We start from the raw sequence: 15,601 nt of genomic DNA, 5'->3' as shown, positions 1-15,601 counted from the left end.
ACAGAACAACCTTTCGATTGCTCTTATCACCTGATATTTCCGATTACCTTCTACACCTGTTTGAATTCGATCCAGTCAATCTGGAGGCCTGGTTTCGTAAAGTCCAGTTTCAATTCATACAGTCCTGCTTCAAGATCTACTTTGACAAGCTTCTGTCTGATCCATTTGCCTTCCGTACCATTTGTTTGGATGGTGGTTACCAACTGGTCATTCAAGAGCAGGTTACATGCACTTTGAGCGAGTTCCGGCTCTGGGGACATGATCTGTACGATAATCCGATAATGACCTGCCTCGTCCACTTTCATGTAGACGGGTTCAGCTACCGCAGGTTTCACCTGTGCGTTCTCCACCAGCGCCTGAGCTTGTGCAGAAGATAGAGATGCATTCGCTTGGAACGAAGCGACGTTCTCTACGATCTCGTGCTTTCTGCCGGACACCGGTGCATTCATGATGAACTTGCAGATGTTGATCGCCGAGCGTTGCAGCTCTCCGCGAGTCAATGTTCCATTTTCCAAGGATTCAATCGTGTTGTCATCCCAACCATTGATCTCTGCGCCGTAGTTCGGTACAACCATGTAGAGATCATTCTGTGCACGAATCATCCAGTTCGTGTATTTGCGATCAGCTTCTCCACCTTCGGTCACATCATTCATAATCGCCCACCAGTCGGTCATTACGATTCCGTCGAAATTCCATTCGCCACGCAAAATCGTGGTGTTCAGGTCGTAGTTGGATGCCGCCCAGTGTCCGTTAACCGGGTTGTAGGAAGTCATGATGGAGTTGGCTCCGCCTTCTTTTACAGCGATTTCGAACCCTTTCAGGTAAATTTCACGCAGTGCACGTTCGGAGACAACAGCATCTACTTTACTGCGGTGTTTCTCCTGATTGTTACAGGCAAAGTGTTTCAGTGTGGCATTGGAACCACCCTTCATGATACCTTTCGTACATGCTGCGGCAAATACACCCGAGATCAGTGGATCTTCGGAGAAGTATTCAAAGTTCCGGCCATTGAGCGGGCTCCGGCGGATATTGAGTCCAGGTCCGAGCAGGGTATCTACCTGATTTCTCAGTAATTCCTGCCCTTCCATCACATACAACTCTTCAACAAGATCCTTGTTCCATGTCGCCGCAAGCAACGTACCAATGGATACCTGTGTTGCCTTCTCGCCACTATCCATACGAATACCCGACGGGCCATCTGCCGTACATGCTACCGGAATACCGTAATTAAACAGGCTGTCGCTGACACCACCAAATGCAGATGCCGTCCCCGAAGTAACGAGCGGACTGCTCATGCCTTCGCCACGGACAATCGCCGCCAGATCCTGATCACTCAGTTGAGCGATGAAGGTTTCCAGACTCACTTTGCCAGCTTTAACGTCACTCAGCTTGTGCCCCTGATTCCCCGTCTGCTCCAGCGTTTGCGGGAGATTCTGCTCAATCCGGTTCGCCATGGATATCTTACGTTTCGGCACTTCTGCATAAGTCAGTTCATAAGATCCATCTTCCTTGCGCGCACCTGGTTTCATCCGTGTAAAATCTTCCGTTGGAGCCATCGCTTCTTGCAGTTGCTCCACCAATTGAAGAGATTCAATAATATAGCCATCCTGGCCATCAATGCTGATATGCTGCACTTGTTTCACACTGGTTCCTACATGCAGTCGGTATGTGCCTTCTTCCAGAACGTATGCGGAAGCATAGCCCGTAACACCTGCATCATCGTAAGATGCCATGGCATGGATCGGGAAGCTGATCGTCAGAATTTCTGACTCGCCCGGCTGCAACAATCCTGTTTTGCCAAAAGCCACCAAAGCCTTCACCGGTTGTCCCAGTTTGCCTTGTGGGGCTTCATAATAGACTTGCACAACCTCTTTGCCCGCATATGTTGTACCTGAGTTGGTCACATTGACACGAACTTCAATGTAGGTTTCGCCGTCTTTGGACACAGATTTCGCTTCTTCATGCTGAGCCAAGAACGTCGTATAAGACAGGCCGTAACCGAATTCAAACTGAACACGCTCAGGTCGAAACGTTTCGAAATAACGATAACCTACATAGATATCTTCCTGATACAGGTTCTTGAACTCATTGCCGTAGTTGCTTGTCGAAGGATAATCCTCGATGGAATATGCAATCGTATCTGTCAGTTTACCGCTTGGTGTAACGTCTCCCGCCAGCACATCAGCAATCGCGTTGCCACCCTCCATACCGCCATGCCAGGAGTAAATTACACCTTGAATCGGATGTAGATACGTTTCGTTTAACCAGCTCATGTCGATGATATTCGAGACATTCAACACAACGATAGTGTGTTCAAACTGCGCAGTGACTTGCTTCAGCATCGCTTTTTCATCTTCTGTCAGTTGGTAACTTCCTGGCGCATCCGCATTATCCTGATCTTCTCCTGCTGTACGTCCAATCACGATAATGGCTTTGCTAGATTTGCTTCTAGCCTGTGCAATCAGGTCATCCGTCAAAGGCATTTCTTTCTGATTCCATGGCTCGGCCGCCCATACTTTTCCGCCATCATCAAATGGATTCTCTTCAATCCACTTCTCATAGACAGCTGCCAGTTCTTCATTCACCGTTATATTCTTTTTGCTGCGCAGACCATCGAGCAGATTCGTTGTGTAGGCTACATGGACACTACCGCCTGAACCCGTGCCGCTCCGATAATAATTGACTTGAATCCGTCCAAAAACTGAAACGTTTTCGTTTTCACGAAGTGGAAGCACTTGGCCTTCATTTCTGACTAAAACGGCTCCTTCTGCGGCAACCGTACGACTAAACTCTGCAAACCCTTCCAATGGAACTCCAATTTGATGTGTGCTCAATGATTTCCCTCCTGATTGTCATCCCCATATCTACGAATCGCTATATATAAAGTGAACTATATAAATTGAACTAAAGAATATTTACACTGGACACTCCGATGACAGAATAACCTTCCGATCGCTGTTATCCCCAGATTTTATGAATCCCCCTTATATGGGGAAAATCCGGGGATAAAGGCGAACGCTTTCGCTTCTTCAGGTTTTTTCTGTCCTCTCCGTTTCGTATAAATGTTTAGTTCAATTTATATAACAAAACGTACACTCATTTTATATAAAAGATATTCTGTGATCTGGTAGATTCACTTGTACATAGTCTCATATTAACAGATTCTATAGAAGAAATTAAATTAGATTTGTGCATTATTTATATTATTAAAAAATGTCCACGATTAGTGGCATAACAAAAAGCCACGGACACCTGTTGTCCGTGACTTTTCTTCATTTTAATACACTATATCAAGTCGTAAGTTTCGCATACACCAGGAAGAATAACATGTCTTCGCCCATGATGACATAACCCGGAACCTGGTAAACCAGATCCACAAGGACAAATGCCACCAGTAACCCTACCATGAACGCCAGATGGCGCGGACCCAGTCGCAGATGTGCGTGTCTGTAACGATGGAACACAAGTGAGGTCGACAAGAAATACAGTAGCGTCGATCCAAATACAAACCCTAGCATGAACACATAGTTTAACTGATTCTGATATAACAGCTGAATTGAAGCAGCGATCATACTCATGGAGATGTAGATGAACAGATGTCCGTATATGATCGCTTGCCCGGCAGTCTGAATCTCTTTGCTGACCTTTTTCTCCACGTTGTCGAAGTACTGCCACCATATCGCAATGACAAAGATGGACGTAAATGCGGCAAACAGGATGGATTTCATATCCCAATGATCGGCTTGCAGCACGGCAATAATACTAACTACCGATTCACCTAGCAGGATAAGTGTAAATAACGCGAAACGTTCCAACAAATGATGAGTCTGAACCGGTACTTTCACCAAGTTTTTACGTCCCATCAACGGAAGTACAATGTCCACCGCAATTCCTGCATACAGAATTACGTAGCGCAACCATGAATCGAAAAACAATGAGCCCGATGAGATCAATATTCCAATGAGGAAACAGATGCCCAAGTACCGGGCGGCTTTCTGCTGATGCTCGCTTTTCGACTTGTGAACCGTCAGATACTGAATGGCCGTAAACGCCCGTGAACCGATATATCCGATGAAGAAGGACAGGTAGTACTGGTCAAAATGGGTAGAGAGGCTCGCCGTCATGACCATAACGGACAGAAGCTGAAGGATGAGGAATATTCGATGGATCAGAATATCTTGACCATAGCGGTTAATAAACAAGGTCTGACCAACCCATGCCCACCAAACAGGGATGAAAATAAGCACAAACTTCATTAAGTATTCAAACGTAATTACTCCGTGTTCGGCATGTAACAAGACATGACCCGCTTTGGAGACCGCTGCTACGAAGAGCAGATCGTAAAACAGCTCCAGCCAGGTAACCTTTTTCTCCATCATCCTTCGTTGCTCCTTTGATTTTATAGTAATAGAACTCTTATTATTTCGCAGTTGTAGCAGGTTCGAGTGTTCTTACCACGATTGGTTGCAGATTGTCCTCAATTTGAGGGCGGTATTTCTCAAACCACTCTGGCAGCATCAATTTTTGTCCGAGCGAATCAGCAGGTTCATCTTTGGCAAAGCCCGGAGGATCGGTAGCAATCTCGAACAGAATGCCGCCAGCTTCTCTGAAGTAAATTGCGTTAAAGTACTGACGATCCCGAACTGGGGTCGGTTGGTATCCGTAATCACGTACAACTTCGCTCCACTGTGCATGTTCCACGTCATCTGTGGCGCGCCATGCAATATGATGCACCGTTCCAGCTCCACCCATTCCCAGAGGTATACGGGTTACCGGAACATCCACAACATTACCGATGTCTCCACTCGACCGGAAACGGGCATACTCTTCATTTTCACCCACTTTGACAAATCCCAAAATTTTCTCAAGCGCATCCATCGTTCTCACCGGGTTTACACTGAACAGGACAGCACCGCCAAAGCCTTTGATCGCTTGATCTGTTGGAATTCCTTCGTGAGCCCAAGTGCTGGTTGCTCCCTCTTCCCGTTCCACAAGCTCAAGCCGCAAGCCTTCGCTATCTTCGAATTGAAGCAGCTCTTCATTGAAGCGACTTGTTTTGGTTACCTCAATGTTATACTGTTCCAGCCGATTCTGCCAGAAGCCAATCGACCCAGGAGGAATGACATAGGAAGTGATGCCGACCTGACCTCCGCCAATTTTGCCCCGTGGTGATCCAGCGGATGGGAAGAAGGTAATGATGGTACCTGGGCTTCCGTGCTCATCGCCAAAATACAGATGATATACATCAGGTGCATCGAAATTGATTGTTTTTTTCACCAGACGAAGTCCCAGAACTCCGGCATAAAAATCAACGTTGGCCTGTGGATCTCCTGCGAAAGCTGTAATATGGTGAATACCTGCTGTTTGAATAGTCATGATTAATTCCTCCTTGGTTTGTTAAGCATGTTTTGGATTTGATAGGTGTTTACAAAATTCAGTAACGTGATTTATATAAATTTGTTTTATCTTTAAATTAAGATATATGGTCTGGCGAATTATATTCTAGTTGTTGTTTTGATTGGCTTGTTCTTGTTTCAATTTATCAGGAGTCACGTCATCGCCGTTCGGATCATAGATGGTTGCATTCAAGAGAATGTCGTTGACCGAACCGCGAAAAGTTTGCAGATATTCCTGGCGAAGATTAACCCGTTCCTCTTTCTCCATCTCCGTCAATCCGCCCTCTTTAGCTTTTCTTGCAAGTTCATTAATTCTGGTCAATGTTGGGATCATCATCTTGATCGCTCCTCATGTAATGGATTAAAGATATTTGTTTGTTGTTGTTTTTATATTCAAATTAAATATCTTAAGTTAAAGATAAATGATTTGTAATTGGTTGTCAACTGTTTTATCAAAACTAAAATAAATGAACTACCTCCCTGCTCTTAACCCTGTTGCTATAACTATGATTCCAAACAAAAAAGGGCTAGCTCCGCAGTAACTTTACTTCCTACGGACCTAACCCTACATGTATTTATTTTATTAGCCTAGCTTTTGACCACAGTTCGGACAGAAGTTGGCTCCTTCATTTTTGGCTCCACAGTTCGGGCAGAAGTTTGGCTTCTTGTTGCCTTCTGTTGATGAAGATGAAGTTGAATCACCGTTGCTATTGCCCGCTGGTTTCTGGTCGGCATTCTGATTCTGAGACGAATTGGCATTGTTGTTGTTCTGGTTTTGGCCTTGGTTCTGGTTCATGTTTTTCATCATTTCATTGGCCATGTTCATACCCATCATCATGCCCGCCATATCCGAAGCTGCGCCGCCGCCCTGTACTTTACCAGATGAGATGCCGTCTGTCATGCTGACCTGCTGATACTTTTGCAGATTACCAATCATCTCGTGCGAAGCGGTCTTTGTAATCATATCCTGAATCTCTTTTGGATAGTTGAAGCTCATCACTTGGAAACCGGTAATCCCAATTCCGATGTCCATCATCTGCATATCCAGATCTTCCTGAATCCCCTTGGCAATATCCGATGCATTGGCCTGCAGGTTGAACATATCCTTCCCTTCGCGGCTAATCCACTTCATTAGAAGCTGATCCAGCACGGAAGTGATTCGGATTTTGACATCCTCCACCAGATAACTCTGCTTGATGCCTGCAATCTTATCAATCAGGGTCACATAGTCACTTACTTTAAAATTAAATGTACCGTTGGCCCGAATCGGCATCCCGCCCGAGAGTTGTGGTGTTGGAATCAACACCGGACTTTGTGTGCCCCAGCGCACGGTGAACTCTTTGGTATTTACAAACAATACTTCGACTCGCATGCCGCTGTTGAATCCGAATTTGAATCCTTTTAATGTAGAAAGGAATGGAATGATCTCGGAATCGATATTAAATGATCCTTCGTCCTCGAAAATCCCTTCCACTTTACCGTTATTCAGGAAAATGGCGTCCTGACCCGAACGGATGATAAGTTTACTCCCCTTCTTGATCTCCCGGTTGCTCCATTTCCAAAATATCATGTCATCTCTGAACTCTTCCCATTCCACCACATTCGAAAATTGATTTTTGAAAAATCCCATATTCGTTCCCATCCCTTCTATTTAACGTACTCCGATTATTTTTTTATTAAAACGACCCTCTACTCCCACTGTGTGAATGACCGCCTCGCGATGTACCTCCACCGCCGCCTCCGCCTCCATTGTTATTGTTCTTCTCAATTTTGCGCTTGGTTACGGTCGTACGGATATAACGATCCTGCCGATCAATTACACTGGAATTACTTGAATCCTCATAAGTCGCACGATTGACCGTGACACGCCCCCCGGAACGATAGGTCATCATGCCAACAACAATACCGCCCAGTACTACCGATACTCCCAACTGAAACCAGCCGTTGAACAAAATATTGTTCGGATTCACACCCGGTTCGTACCCCATATATTTGTAAGAGAGCTCAATATATTTCTCAAATGCGAGTTTATAGTCCCCACTGGATAACTCAGAGGTAATCCGGTTACGGATAGAATCCAGTCGCTGATCACTCAGGTATTCTTTTGCCTTATAAAATCCCGCCAGATACACTTCTCGATTATTCATATCCATCGTTAAAATGACAGCATTGCCAAATTTCTTGTCGTACCCTAGCTCCTGCTTATCATAAAAATCTTCAGTTAAGAGCACGATATCCTGATTCTCAGCATTATTTGTTGTCAAAATAACAAAGTCCGTCTGCCGTTCCGCGCCATACTGATTCGCAAGTGCATTCAGCTCAACTTTATCCTGCTCACTCAGCAGGTTGGCTTCATCGTAGATGAGATTTTTGTTCTCCGCTGCGGATGCCGAAGACATGGGAATCAACGGAGCAACAAGGGTGATCATAAGTAAAATGAGCGTAGCCATCACGACGACCAGAGGAGTTCTTTTTCTCATAAGAATCCACCTCCCATCATCCAGGAGACCAGCTTCAGTGACAGCAACGAGACGGCAGATACTCCTGCGAACCATCCGGCGACTTTGGCTTTGCTGATCGGCGGTTTGCCGACCACTTTCCCTGTCTGACCATTCATGGCAAAGGTATACTGTGCCCGATTGTAGTCATAGTTGACCATCCACACCGGGAGCAGCACATAGTCTGCATTTTTGAGCGTGGTATCAATCTGTTTGTCCGTGTAGCTCACGCTGGTATATCCGGATACAGTTGATGCAATATAAGAATCAATGTAAGACCTCGTTTTATCCTTGGCCCGTGGAAAAAGTTCCTCATCTGTATAACTGTATTTTTCCGCAATGTACCCCGCCAGATACGGGGTCTTGAACAATTTCAGCTGGTTATATGGAAAAGGCTCCAGCTTATCCATCAGTTCATCCTTCATTTTCTCCGATGCATCGATGGGCAGATTCACGTAATTCAGCCGAATCCGGCGGTATATATCGAAATGCTGTGTTTCCGTGTAATGGTAGTCACCCTGGGTGTAGGATCTGACCTTGGTGCCACGGCCATGCACTTCGATCTTGTTATGTAGCTCATACAACCAGAACGGTACGTACATGCCGGTAATGCTCTGAATCCGATCGGCGGACATGAAACCACTTGGCGTTAAGAGGCCATTTTTGCACCACTTTTTGAAAGCCTGTTTGGCTTGATCCTTGTTGATCGAAAAGGGAATCACCATCGCGGGGGCCAGATTGCCCGTCAGCCGATCACTGAGTACAACCGCTGCACCGCAGAAACTGCATGTCGTCGCACTGGTCTCCGGCTCCGTGACAATGTCAGCTCCGCAACTGTTACAGTGGTATTCTTTGACCTCATTTTCGGTGAATACTTGTCTCTTCAAGGGATCGGGGATCTGCTCTATGTTGTCCTGGCGACCGCAGCTGGGACAGGATAATGCACCTGACACACTGTCAAAGATCATGCCACTGCCGCAGTTTGGACATTTATATTCAATAACCGGCATCTGCTCACCTCAATGTTAACGAAATATGATTCTTTTCTGTCCTCTACGTTGTAGTGTGCAAGTTAAACTCACTTCTTCAACTTCTCCTGAATCGCTGCGAGTTCTTCCTCTGCACTTGGCGACGCATTCTCATTATTACCCGCATCTGCGTTCATGTCCCTCTCCAACTGGGCAATTAATTCGTCCAAATCATCTTCCTGTGCCCCAGCGCGGAGTTCTGCCAAAGCCTCTGCTTCATTTAACGCCTGGTTCGCCTTGTCTTCCATGGCCTTCAATGCAGCATCAGCTCTGCCCGTAGATGCATTCCGTTCATTGGCCTGTTGCTGCGCCTTCGCATCTGCCATGCGACCTTTCAGCTCTGCATGCCGTGCTTCCAGTTGTCCCAGATCTGCAACCAATTTATCATTCATATGCTTCATCATCTTGGCTTTGGCTGAAGCCCGTTCATAGGCAGCCTGTAATTCTTTCAATTTGTCAGCCAGCTTCACTTTCTTCTCCAGAAAATTACGTGCCTTGTCTTCGTCTCCCGACTCCGCCGATTTCTCTGCGTACCGCTGTAACTTCTTGACCTCGGCGCTGCACTCATCCAGTGCTCGCTTCGCCCGGCTCTCGTCCGACAACACCGCCGTCGTCTCGGCCTTCACCTGACCCAGATCACTGCTCAGGTTGCGCATATACTCATTCACGCTCTTCTCCGGGTCTTCCGCCCGCGACAGCATGTGGTTCACATTGGCCTTCATCACGTCTCTAAACCTCGATAAGATTCCCATTACGTGTTCCTCCTCCGAAAAGTTCATATGTATACTATAATACATGAATACGCCCACATACGTTTCACATTTCACGATTGCAACTGGTGTCCATACGATCCAAAGTCAGATAGTAATGGAGTAATAAAAGAAAAGACGAACACCTATAGTGTCGCCTTATAACCCTGTATAAACACAAAAAACTTAAGTACTAACCCTTTGCCCGAATCATCATCCCAACCTAATCTATGGCTCAACCGGAAGGCTCTCCACCGCGGTGAAAAACACATCCAACAGCTCAACATTGTACACTGTGCGAATGTATTCTTCGATCTGGGTTAACTCTTCTTCCCGTTGATATTCCAGACATGGACGGCCCTCACTCCATAGCACCCTGCAAGGGAACTTTCCGACAACATCCTTAATGATGTGATCTGGCTCAGCTACTTTATGAATGTCTCCCATATAAAACTCCTCATTTCTCTATAATTAGCGTGTGCAATGATCCATTAATTTTGAAATAGTCAAGGATTCGATTCAGTGCACTTCATCACATTCCACTCGGTGATTTAAGCCATACCCATAGCCATTTTTCAGATGTAGCCGTGTTGATTCCCCCCATAGGTGCCATTCCTTCACAAGTTGGCTATAATAAGGGGATCAAAGTTTTCTATAAAGGCAGGAAAAATATGCGTACACGAGTTCACTTTATTGCTCCCTATGAATCGATGATTCCTATTATACAAGAGTGTATTCCCCGCTTTCCCCAGTTAACCATTCAGACGGACGTGGGCGACTTGGCAAAAGGTGTGGAATTAGCAACTCAAGCTGAGAAAAACGGTGCAGAGATTATCATCAGCCGCGGCGGAACCGCCCAACTCATTAAAAAAGCAGTGACCATTCCCGTCATTGATGTGCAGTTATCGGGTTATGATATGATTCGTTCACTTACCCTGGCAAGCCAGTTTAACGGCCAAACAGCGATTGTTGGTTTCTCCAACATCACCTCTGGTGCACAATCGATTATTGATCTGATGGATCTGCCTCTCAAGGTCTATACCATACATAGCTCGGAAGATGTGGCACGGTTGCTCTTGGAGCTGAAAGCTTCCGGTTACCGCCAGATTGTCGGAGATGTGATCACCGTCAACACTGCGAAGACTTATGGTCTGGAGGGATTGTTAATCCAATCCGGTCAGGAATCCATCCTTAGAGCGATGGAAGATGCGCAGCTGGTCTACCGTTATTTGAGCAAAAATCATGCGATATCGATCATACTGAATGACCTGGTTACACGGGAACATCCGAATTTGCTTATTTTAAATGAACGGAATGAAGTCGTATTCGAGAACCTGACTGATTTCGAGAAAAATCCACTGACCGATAATCACATGTATCTGACTAACACGAGTCTGGAATTCCACCAATCCCAGGTCCAAAATGTGTTCATGGTGGACGATTACCAGCTCACGGTTAACGCCTATGAAACGGCCCTGGACAACAAGAACTACAAGGTATACATGCTGGAAAAAGGACAACCCTATGCCTTTGCACAATTCGGCATAACAACGTTCACGGACGCATCGATGGAGCCTATCGTTGCCGAATCCCCTGCCATGAAGGCGGTATTAAAGAACATTCGGGCACTTTACGAGAATCATGAACCGATCTATCTGCTAGGTGAAGCGGATTCCGGTAAATCTTTTCTGGTCAAACATATTCATCAGATGTACTCTGCCGGCGGACTGTTATTACAGATCGATCTCTCGCAAGTTCCGCCTGGTCATTTGCACAAGATACCACTCGCCAAAGTTAGAAATATAGAAATTAACCACATGGAAACACGTATGGAAGATCCGGAGTTGCTCTCCTTTATCCAGAGCTGCCTTCATAACCGGATTGGGGTGTTTATACTCGGGGAGCAGGCATTGAACCCACATTGGTCACTCGATCTGGAGCTTAATACAATCATGATGCCAAATCTTGCGGATAGACCAGAAGATCTGGCTCCACTGATGCAGCATTTCCTTACGGGGTACTACCACAAATACGGAACTACTGCGGTGAGAATAAAAGAAGATGCACTACAGCTAATCCAAGAACAGATCACACATATGAATGTTAACCAGTTGAAACATCTGATTAAGCAGGCTGCGCTTAATGAACAGGAATATATAATCACCACGGCTACCTTATCCCGCTTGCTCGATCAGCAACCTTCTTCTAGCCCAATGAAGTTGAACGGCACCCTGAAGGAGATCGAAAAAGAAGTTATTCAGATTGTGCTTCAGGAGGAAAACAACAATCAATCAAAGGCGGCAGAGCGCCTGGGGATTAACCGGGCCACATTATGGCGTAAACTTAAAGATTAACTTTAAGTTTGCGTCTTTTTTATCGTCTTGTTGTGTTGCATTTTTAAACACTTTATTACTTATTTAAAATTTACAATAATTTATTGTTGCTATATTAAACATTATGGGATAATATAATCCCTGCAAGCGCTTCATAAAAACGATTACTTCATAAGGAGCTACTACTATGAACATTAAAGCAACTTTAGATCGCATCCCTGGCGGTATGATGGTCGTTCCCCTGTTACTTGGTGCAACCATTAATACATTTTTCCCAAATGCCCTGCGCATTGGCGGATTCACGGAAGCCCTCTTCGTTAACAGTGCCAGTACGTTGATTGCGCTGTTCCTGTTAATTGCGGGTACACAGATTACGTTCAAAACGGCAGGTTCATCTGTCGGCAAAGGTTTAACCTTGCTTACGTTCAAATGGGTGATTGGTGCAGGCCTTGGTTTTATCGCTATTTTGTTTGCGGATTCAAGCGGTTTATTCCTGGGTCTGGCACCACTTGCCATTATCGCTGCGATGACCAACTCTAACGGTGGTCTGTACATCGCACTCGCTGGTCAATACGGTAAAGAAGATGACAAGGCAGCTTACCCGTTCCTCGCGCTTAGCGATGGTCCGTTCCTGACCATGGTAGCGCTCTCGATCTTTGGTGCAATGGGCTTTGCGAACGGCATGTTCTCACCGATGGCATTCGTTGCTGTATTGCTTCCGCTCATCGTTGGTGTCATTATTGGTAATCTGGACCGTAATCTGGGGGATTGGCTGTACAAAGGCAGTGACAAACTTGTTCCGTTCTTTGCATTCTCCCTGGGTATGGGAATCAATTTCTCATCCATCATTCAAGGCGGACTAGGTGGCATTCTCCTCGGTGTTCTGACCGTGCTTCTCACAGGCGGAATCGGATATCTGGTGTTCAAAGCCATTGGCTGGAACCCGATCGTTGGTGCTTCCGAAGGTTCAACAGCCGGGAATGCGGTAGGTACACCCGCTGCCATCGTGGCTGCCAATGCTTCATTTGGCCCGATTGCGGAGATTGCCACTGTGCAAATTGCGGCGAGCGTTGTAACGACAGCTATCCTGTTACCGATCTTCATCGGTTTCCTCTCCAAACGACTGGAGAAATCAGGTGGCGTCGAGAAATACAATCAACGACCAACCACATAAATGGTTATCACCTGATCCGATATGCTTAATCTGTACAATTGATGATCTGACGGACTTATTATGAAATTTTGCTTACAAGGAGGGATGACTGCATGAAATTAGCTATTATTGCAGATGATTTGACCGGTGCCAATGACAGCGGGGTGCAGCTTGCCCGTCATGGCTTGAAGACCAGTGTTCTTTTTAATATGAATGAAGAACCTCTTACACATTACGATGCTGTCGTCTTTGATACAGATAGTCGTTCCATATCCCCTCAGGAAGCATATGACCGTGTATATCGGGCTGCTGAGTTGCTGACGAACAACGGATTTGAGACGATTTTCAAAAAAATGGACTCCACCATGCGCGGCAATATCGGCATCGAGATTGATGCTGTATATGATGTAGTTAAGCCTGATTTTATGATGATTGCTCCAGGATATCCGAAAAATAACCGGACTATTCTGGACGGCATTCATTACCTGAACGGCGTTCCGCTGGCAGATACTGAAATTGCCCATGATCCGAAGACACCTGTAACGATTTCCTACCTTCCGGACTTATTGAAACTACAAACCAAGTACGAAGTTGGCGAGATCACCGTCGCCGATCTGGAAGCCGGGCAGCATCATCTTTGTGCTAAGCTGGAGCAGTTGAAGGAAAACAATACTCCTTACGTGATGGTGGACTCTACCGAGGAAAGCCATCTGGAACTGATTCTGCAGATAACTCGTGAGTTGGATTATACATTTGCCTGGGCAGGCTCAGCGGGTATTGCCAACTACCTCCCTGCTCACTTTGCACTTGAATCCAAGTCTACCGCGCTAACCATACCCGAGAATCCGGGTCCAATCCTGACGGTGGTGGGCAGTGTAAACAAAAATTCGCGCGAGCAGTTGAGTCGCTTGCTGCGCAAATCCCGTGTAGCTTCTGTCTCCTTCCACTCCTTCAAAGCGGTATCCGCGACCGCAGACCGTGCAGAAGAGATGGAACGTGTCTATAACGAGGTCCGAAACAAAGCGCTGGAAGGACAAGATGTTGTTCTTTACTCCACCGCTGAACAGATTGATATCGAACTGGCCCGTGCAACAGGCGAAATTCGGGGGCTTAATCACACCGAAGTCAGCAATGAAATCGTACTCGCGATGGGTGAAATCTGTGCCAGACTGCTGGAAGAGGGACTTTTCAAAGGGGTATCCATGACTGGCGGCGATACGGCAAAACAAATCTGTTTGAAATGGAATATTAGCGGCTTCGAGCTGCTGGATGAGCTTGAGATCGGCGTGCCGATTTCCAAGTTTATAGGCATTGATGATCTGCATGTGATTACCAAAGCAGGCGGATTCGGCAAACCAGATGTCTTTATCCATGCGATTCAAAAATTAAAAGGAGGTATTCTTGTATGAAACCTACAATAGGAATTACGATGGGCGACGCAGCAGGTATTGGACCGGAGATTATTATGAAAGCACTGGGTCATCAAGAGATGTATGATCAGTGCAATCCACTCGTGATCGGTGATGCGAAGATTCTGGAGCGCGTACTGCCGATCATCGGCTCAAGTCTGAACGTTAACGCGATTCAAGAGCCTTCCGAAGCCAAGTATGAATTCGGTACTGTAGATGTGATTGATTTGAACCTTGTCCCTGCGGACTTGGAATACGGCAAAGTATCTGCCGTGGCTGGGGATGCAGCATTCCAGTTTCTCGCCAAAGCCATTGATCTCGCCAAAAAACACCAGATTCACTCCATCTGCACAGCACCTTTGAACAAAGAAGCCTTGCATCAAGGGGGGCACCTGTATCCAGGACACACCGAAATTCTGGCGGACCTGACGGATACACAGGACTTCTCGATGATGCTGACAACGCCTAATCTGAGAGTCATTCACCTGACGACACACATGGGTCTGATTGATGCCATCGCGAGTATCAACCCGGAAAGAACCTACACCGTTGTGAAGCTTGCCCATGATACGCTGAAAAAAGCAGGCTTTGAGAATCCGCGCGTAGCCGTATGCGGAATCAATCCTCATGCCGGAGAGAACGGACTATTCGGCAACGGGGAAGAAGAAGAAAAACTGCAGCCCGGCATTGAGCGTGCGCAGCAGGAAGGCATTAACGTCGTTGGTCCACTCCCGGCGGACACACTCTTCTTCCGCGCTGGCCGCGGAGACTTCGATATTGTGGTAGCCTGCTACCACGACCAAGGCCATGCGCCAATTAAGGTAATGGGCATCGAGGAAGGCGTGAACATCACTGTTGGTCTGAAGGGCGGCATCATTCGTACGTCGGTTGACCACGGTACAGCCTTCGACATCGCAGGTAAGAACATCGCCGATGACAAAAGCATGCTGGCTGCCATCCGCTCCGCCATTGAGCTGGCACCGAAGGATCAGGGATAACACCAAGATTCATCCGGTACATGCGTAAGTCTGATCG

General features: G+C 46.4%; 13 protein-coding genes. 4 read left to right on the top strand and 9 right to left on the bottom strand.

Features of this window, described 5'->3' with window-relative positions:
- Positions 1 to 50 precede the first annotated feature (50 nt).
- The 9 genes from MHB85_RS01125 to MHB85_RS01085 all read right to left on the bottom strand — a co-directional run bounded on the left by MHB85_RS01125 (position 51) and on the right by MHB85_RS01085 (position 10,118).
- Entirely contained in the window at positions 51 to 2,834 is a 2,784-nt protein-coding gene (locus MHB85_RS01125) for a glycoside hydrolase family 3 C-terminal domain-containing protein (RefSeq protein WP_192136196.1), read from the bottom strand.
- A 456-nt stretch (positions 2,835 to 3,290) separates the two neighbouring features.
- Complete coding sequence (locus tag MHB85_RS01120; RefSeq protein ID WP_192136197.1) at positions 3,291 to 4,379, bottom strand: low temperature requirement protein A; 1,089 nt, start codon at positions 4,377 to 4,379, stop codon at positions 3,291 to 3,293.
- 40 nt (positions 4,380 to 4,419) lie between these two features.
- On the bottom strand, positions 4,420 to 5,376 hold the full coding sequence (locus tag MHB85_RS01115) for a ring-cleaving dioxygenase (RefSeq protein ID WP_192136198.1): 957 nt from the start codon (positions 5,374 to 5,376) through the stop codon (positions 4,420 to 4,422).
- 126 nt (positions 5,377 to 5,502) lie between these two features.
- Positions 5,503 to 5,730 carry a DUF896 domain-containing protein gene (locus tag MHB85_RS01110; RefSeq protein ID WP_091012171.1) on the bottom strand — a complete coding sequence of 76 codons (228 nt, stop codon included), beginning with the start codon at positions 5,728 to 5,730 and terminating at the stop codon, positions 5,503 to 5,505.
- 249 nt (positions 5,731 to 5,979) lie between these two features.
- Complete coding sequence (locus MHB85_RS01105) at positions 5,980 to 7,026, bottom strand: SPFH domain-containing protein (protein WP_192136199.1); 1,047 nt, start codon at positions 7,024 to 7,026, stop codon at positions 5,980 to 5,982.
- Positions 7,027 to 7,072: 46 nt separating this feature from the next.
- Complete coding sequence (locus tag MHB85_RS01100) at positions 7,073 to 7,876, bottom strand: TPM domain-containing protein (protein WP_091012081.1); 804 nt, start codon at positions 7,874 to 7,876, stop codon at positions 7,073 to 7,075.
- A complete protein-coding gene (locus MHB85_RS01095; protein ID WP_036616300.1) occupies positions 7,873 to 8,904 on the bottom strand; it encodes a hypothetical protein in 1,032 nt (343 codons plus the stop codon). The genes MHB85_RS01100 and MHB85_RS01095 overlap by 4 nt, the downstream gene beginning before the upstream one ends.
- A 68-nt stretch (positions 8,905 to 8,972) precedes the next feature.
- The gene (locus MHB85_RS01090; RefSeq protein ID WP_192136200.1) at positions 8,973 to 9,674 is read right to left on the bottom strand and encodes a PspA/IM30 family protein; all 702 of its coding nucleotides are present in this window, start codon (positions 9,672 to 9,674) and stop codon (positions 8,973 to 8,975) included.
- A 225-nt stretch (positions 9,675 to 9,899) separates the two neighbouring features.
- Positions 9,900 to 10,118 carry a hypothetical protein gene (locus MHB85_RS01085; protein WP_192136201.1) on the bottom strand — a complete coding sequence of 73 codons (219 nt, stop codon included), beginning with the start codon at positions 10,116 to 10,118 and terminating at the stop codon, positions 9,900 to 9,902.
- Between the two features lie 224 nt (positions 10,119 to 10,342).
- Between MHB85_RS01085 and MHB85_RS01080 the strand changes: the two genes are divergently transcribed.
- The 4 genes from MHB85_RS01080 (at position 10,343) to pdxA (ending at position 15,564) form a co-directional block, all read left to right on the top strand.
- Positions 10,343 to 12,025: a sigma-54-dependent transcriptional regulator gene (locus MHB85_RS01080; protein WP_192136202.1), complete on the top strand. Its 1,683-nt coding sequence runs from the start codon at positions 10,343 to 10,345 to the stop codon at positions 12,023 to 12,025.
- Between the two features lie 166 nt (positions 12,026 to 12,191).
- A complete protein-coding gene (locus MHB85_RS01075) occupies positions 12,192 to 13,178 on the top strand; it encodes a 2-keto-3-deoxygluconate permease (protein ID WP_105602261.1) in 987 nt (328 codons plus the stop codon).
- 92 nt (positions 13,179 to 13,270) lie between these two features.
- Entirely contained in the window at positions 13,271 to 14,566 is a 1,296-nt protein-coding gene (locus MHB85_RS01070; RefSeq protein ID WP_192136203.1) for a four-carbon acid sugar kinase family protein, read from the top strand.
- Positions 14,563 to 15,564 carry a 4-hydroxythreonine-4-phosphate dehydrogenase PdxA gene (gene pdxA, locus MHB85_RS01065; protein WP_192136204.1) on the top strand — a complete coding sequence of 334 codons (1,002 nt, stop codon included), beginning with the start codon at positions 14,563 to 14,565 and terminating at the stop codon, positions 15,562 to 15,564. The genes MHB85_RS01070 and pdxA overlap by 4 nt, the downstream gene beginning before the upstream one ends.
- Positions 15,565 to 15,601 lie beyond the last annotated feature (37 nt).

It is taken from the genome of Paenibacillus sp. FSL K6-4396 (assembly GCF_038002525.1).
Lineage (GTDB): Bacteria > Bacillota > Bacilli > Paenibacillales > Paenibacillaceae > Paenibacillus > Paenibacillus amylolyticus_B.
This window is presented reverse-complemented; position numbering and strand designations above follow the sequence as displayed.

What these genes read in the sequence shown, in the direction of transcription:
- MHB85_RS01120 (WP_192136197.1), bottom strand. Translation starts at nt 4,379, where the DNA reads ATGATGGAGAAAAAGGTTACCTGGCTGGAGCTGTTTTACGATCTGCTC.
- MHB85_RS01115 (WP_192136198.1), bottom strand. Translation starts at nt 5,376, where the DNA reads ATGACTATTCAAACAGCAGGTATTCACCATATTACAGCTTTCGCAGGA.
- MHB85_RS01110 (WP_091012171.1), bottom strand. Translation starts at nt 5,730, where the DNA reads ATGATCCCAACATTGACCAGAATTAATGAACTTGCAAGAAAAGCTAAA.
- MHB85_RS01105 (WP_192136199.1), bottom strand. Translation starts at nt 7,026, where the DNA reads ATGGGATTTTTCAAAAATCAATTTTCGAATGTGGTGGAATGGGAAGAG.
- MHB85_RS01100 (WP_091012081.1), bottom strand. Translation starts at nt 7,876, where the DNA reads ATGAGAAAAAGAACTCCTCTGGTCGTCGTGATGGCTACGCTCATTTTA.
- MHB85_RS01095 (WP_036616300.1), bottom strand. Translation starts at nt 8,904, where the DNA reads ATGCCGGTTATTGAATATAAATGTCCAAACTGCGGCAGTGGCATGATC.
- MHB85_RS01090 (WP_192136200.1), bottom strand. Translation starts at nt 9,674, where the DNA reads ATGGGAATCTTATCGAGGTTTAGAGACGTGATGAAGGCCAATGTGAAC.
- MHB85_RS01085 (WP_192136201.1), bottom strand. Translation starts at nt 10,118, where the DNA reads ATGGGAGACATTCATAAAGTAGCTGAGCCAGATCACATCATTAAGGAT.
- MHB85_RS01080 (WP_192136202.1), top strand. Translation starts at nt 10,343, where the DNA reads ATGCGTACACGAGTTCACTTTATTGCTCCCTATGAATCGATGATTCCT.
- MHB85_RS01075 (WP_105602261.1), top strand. Translation starts at nt 12,192, where the DNA reads ATGAACATTAAAGCAACTTTAGATCGCATCCCTGGCGGTATGATGGTC.
- MHB85_RS01070 (WP_192136203.1), top strand. Translation starts at nt 13,271, where the DNA reads ATGAAATTAGCTATTATTGCAGATGATTTGACCGGTGCCAATGACAGC.
- pdxA (WP_192136204.1), top strand. Translation starts at nt 14,563, where the DNA reads ATGAAACCTACAATAGGAATTACGATGGGCGACGCAGCAGGTATTGGA.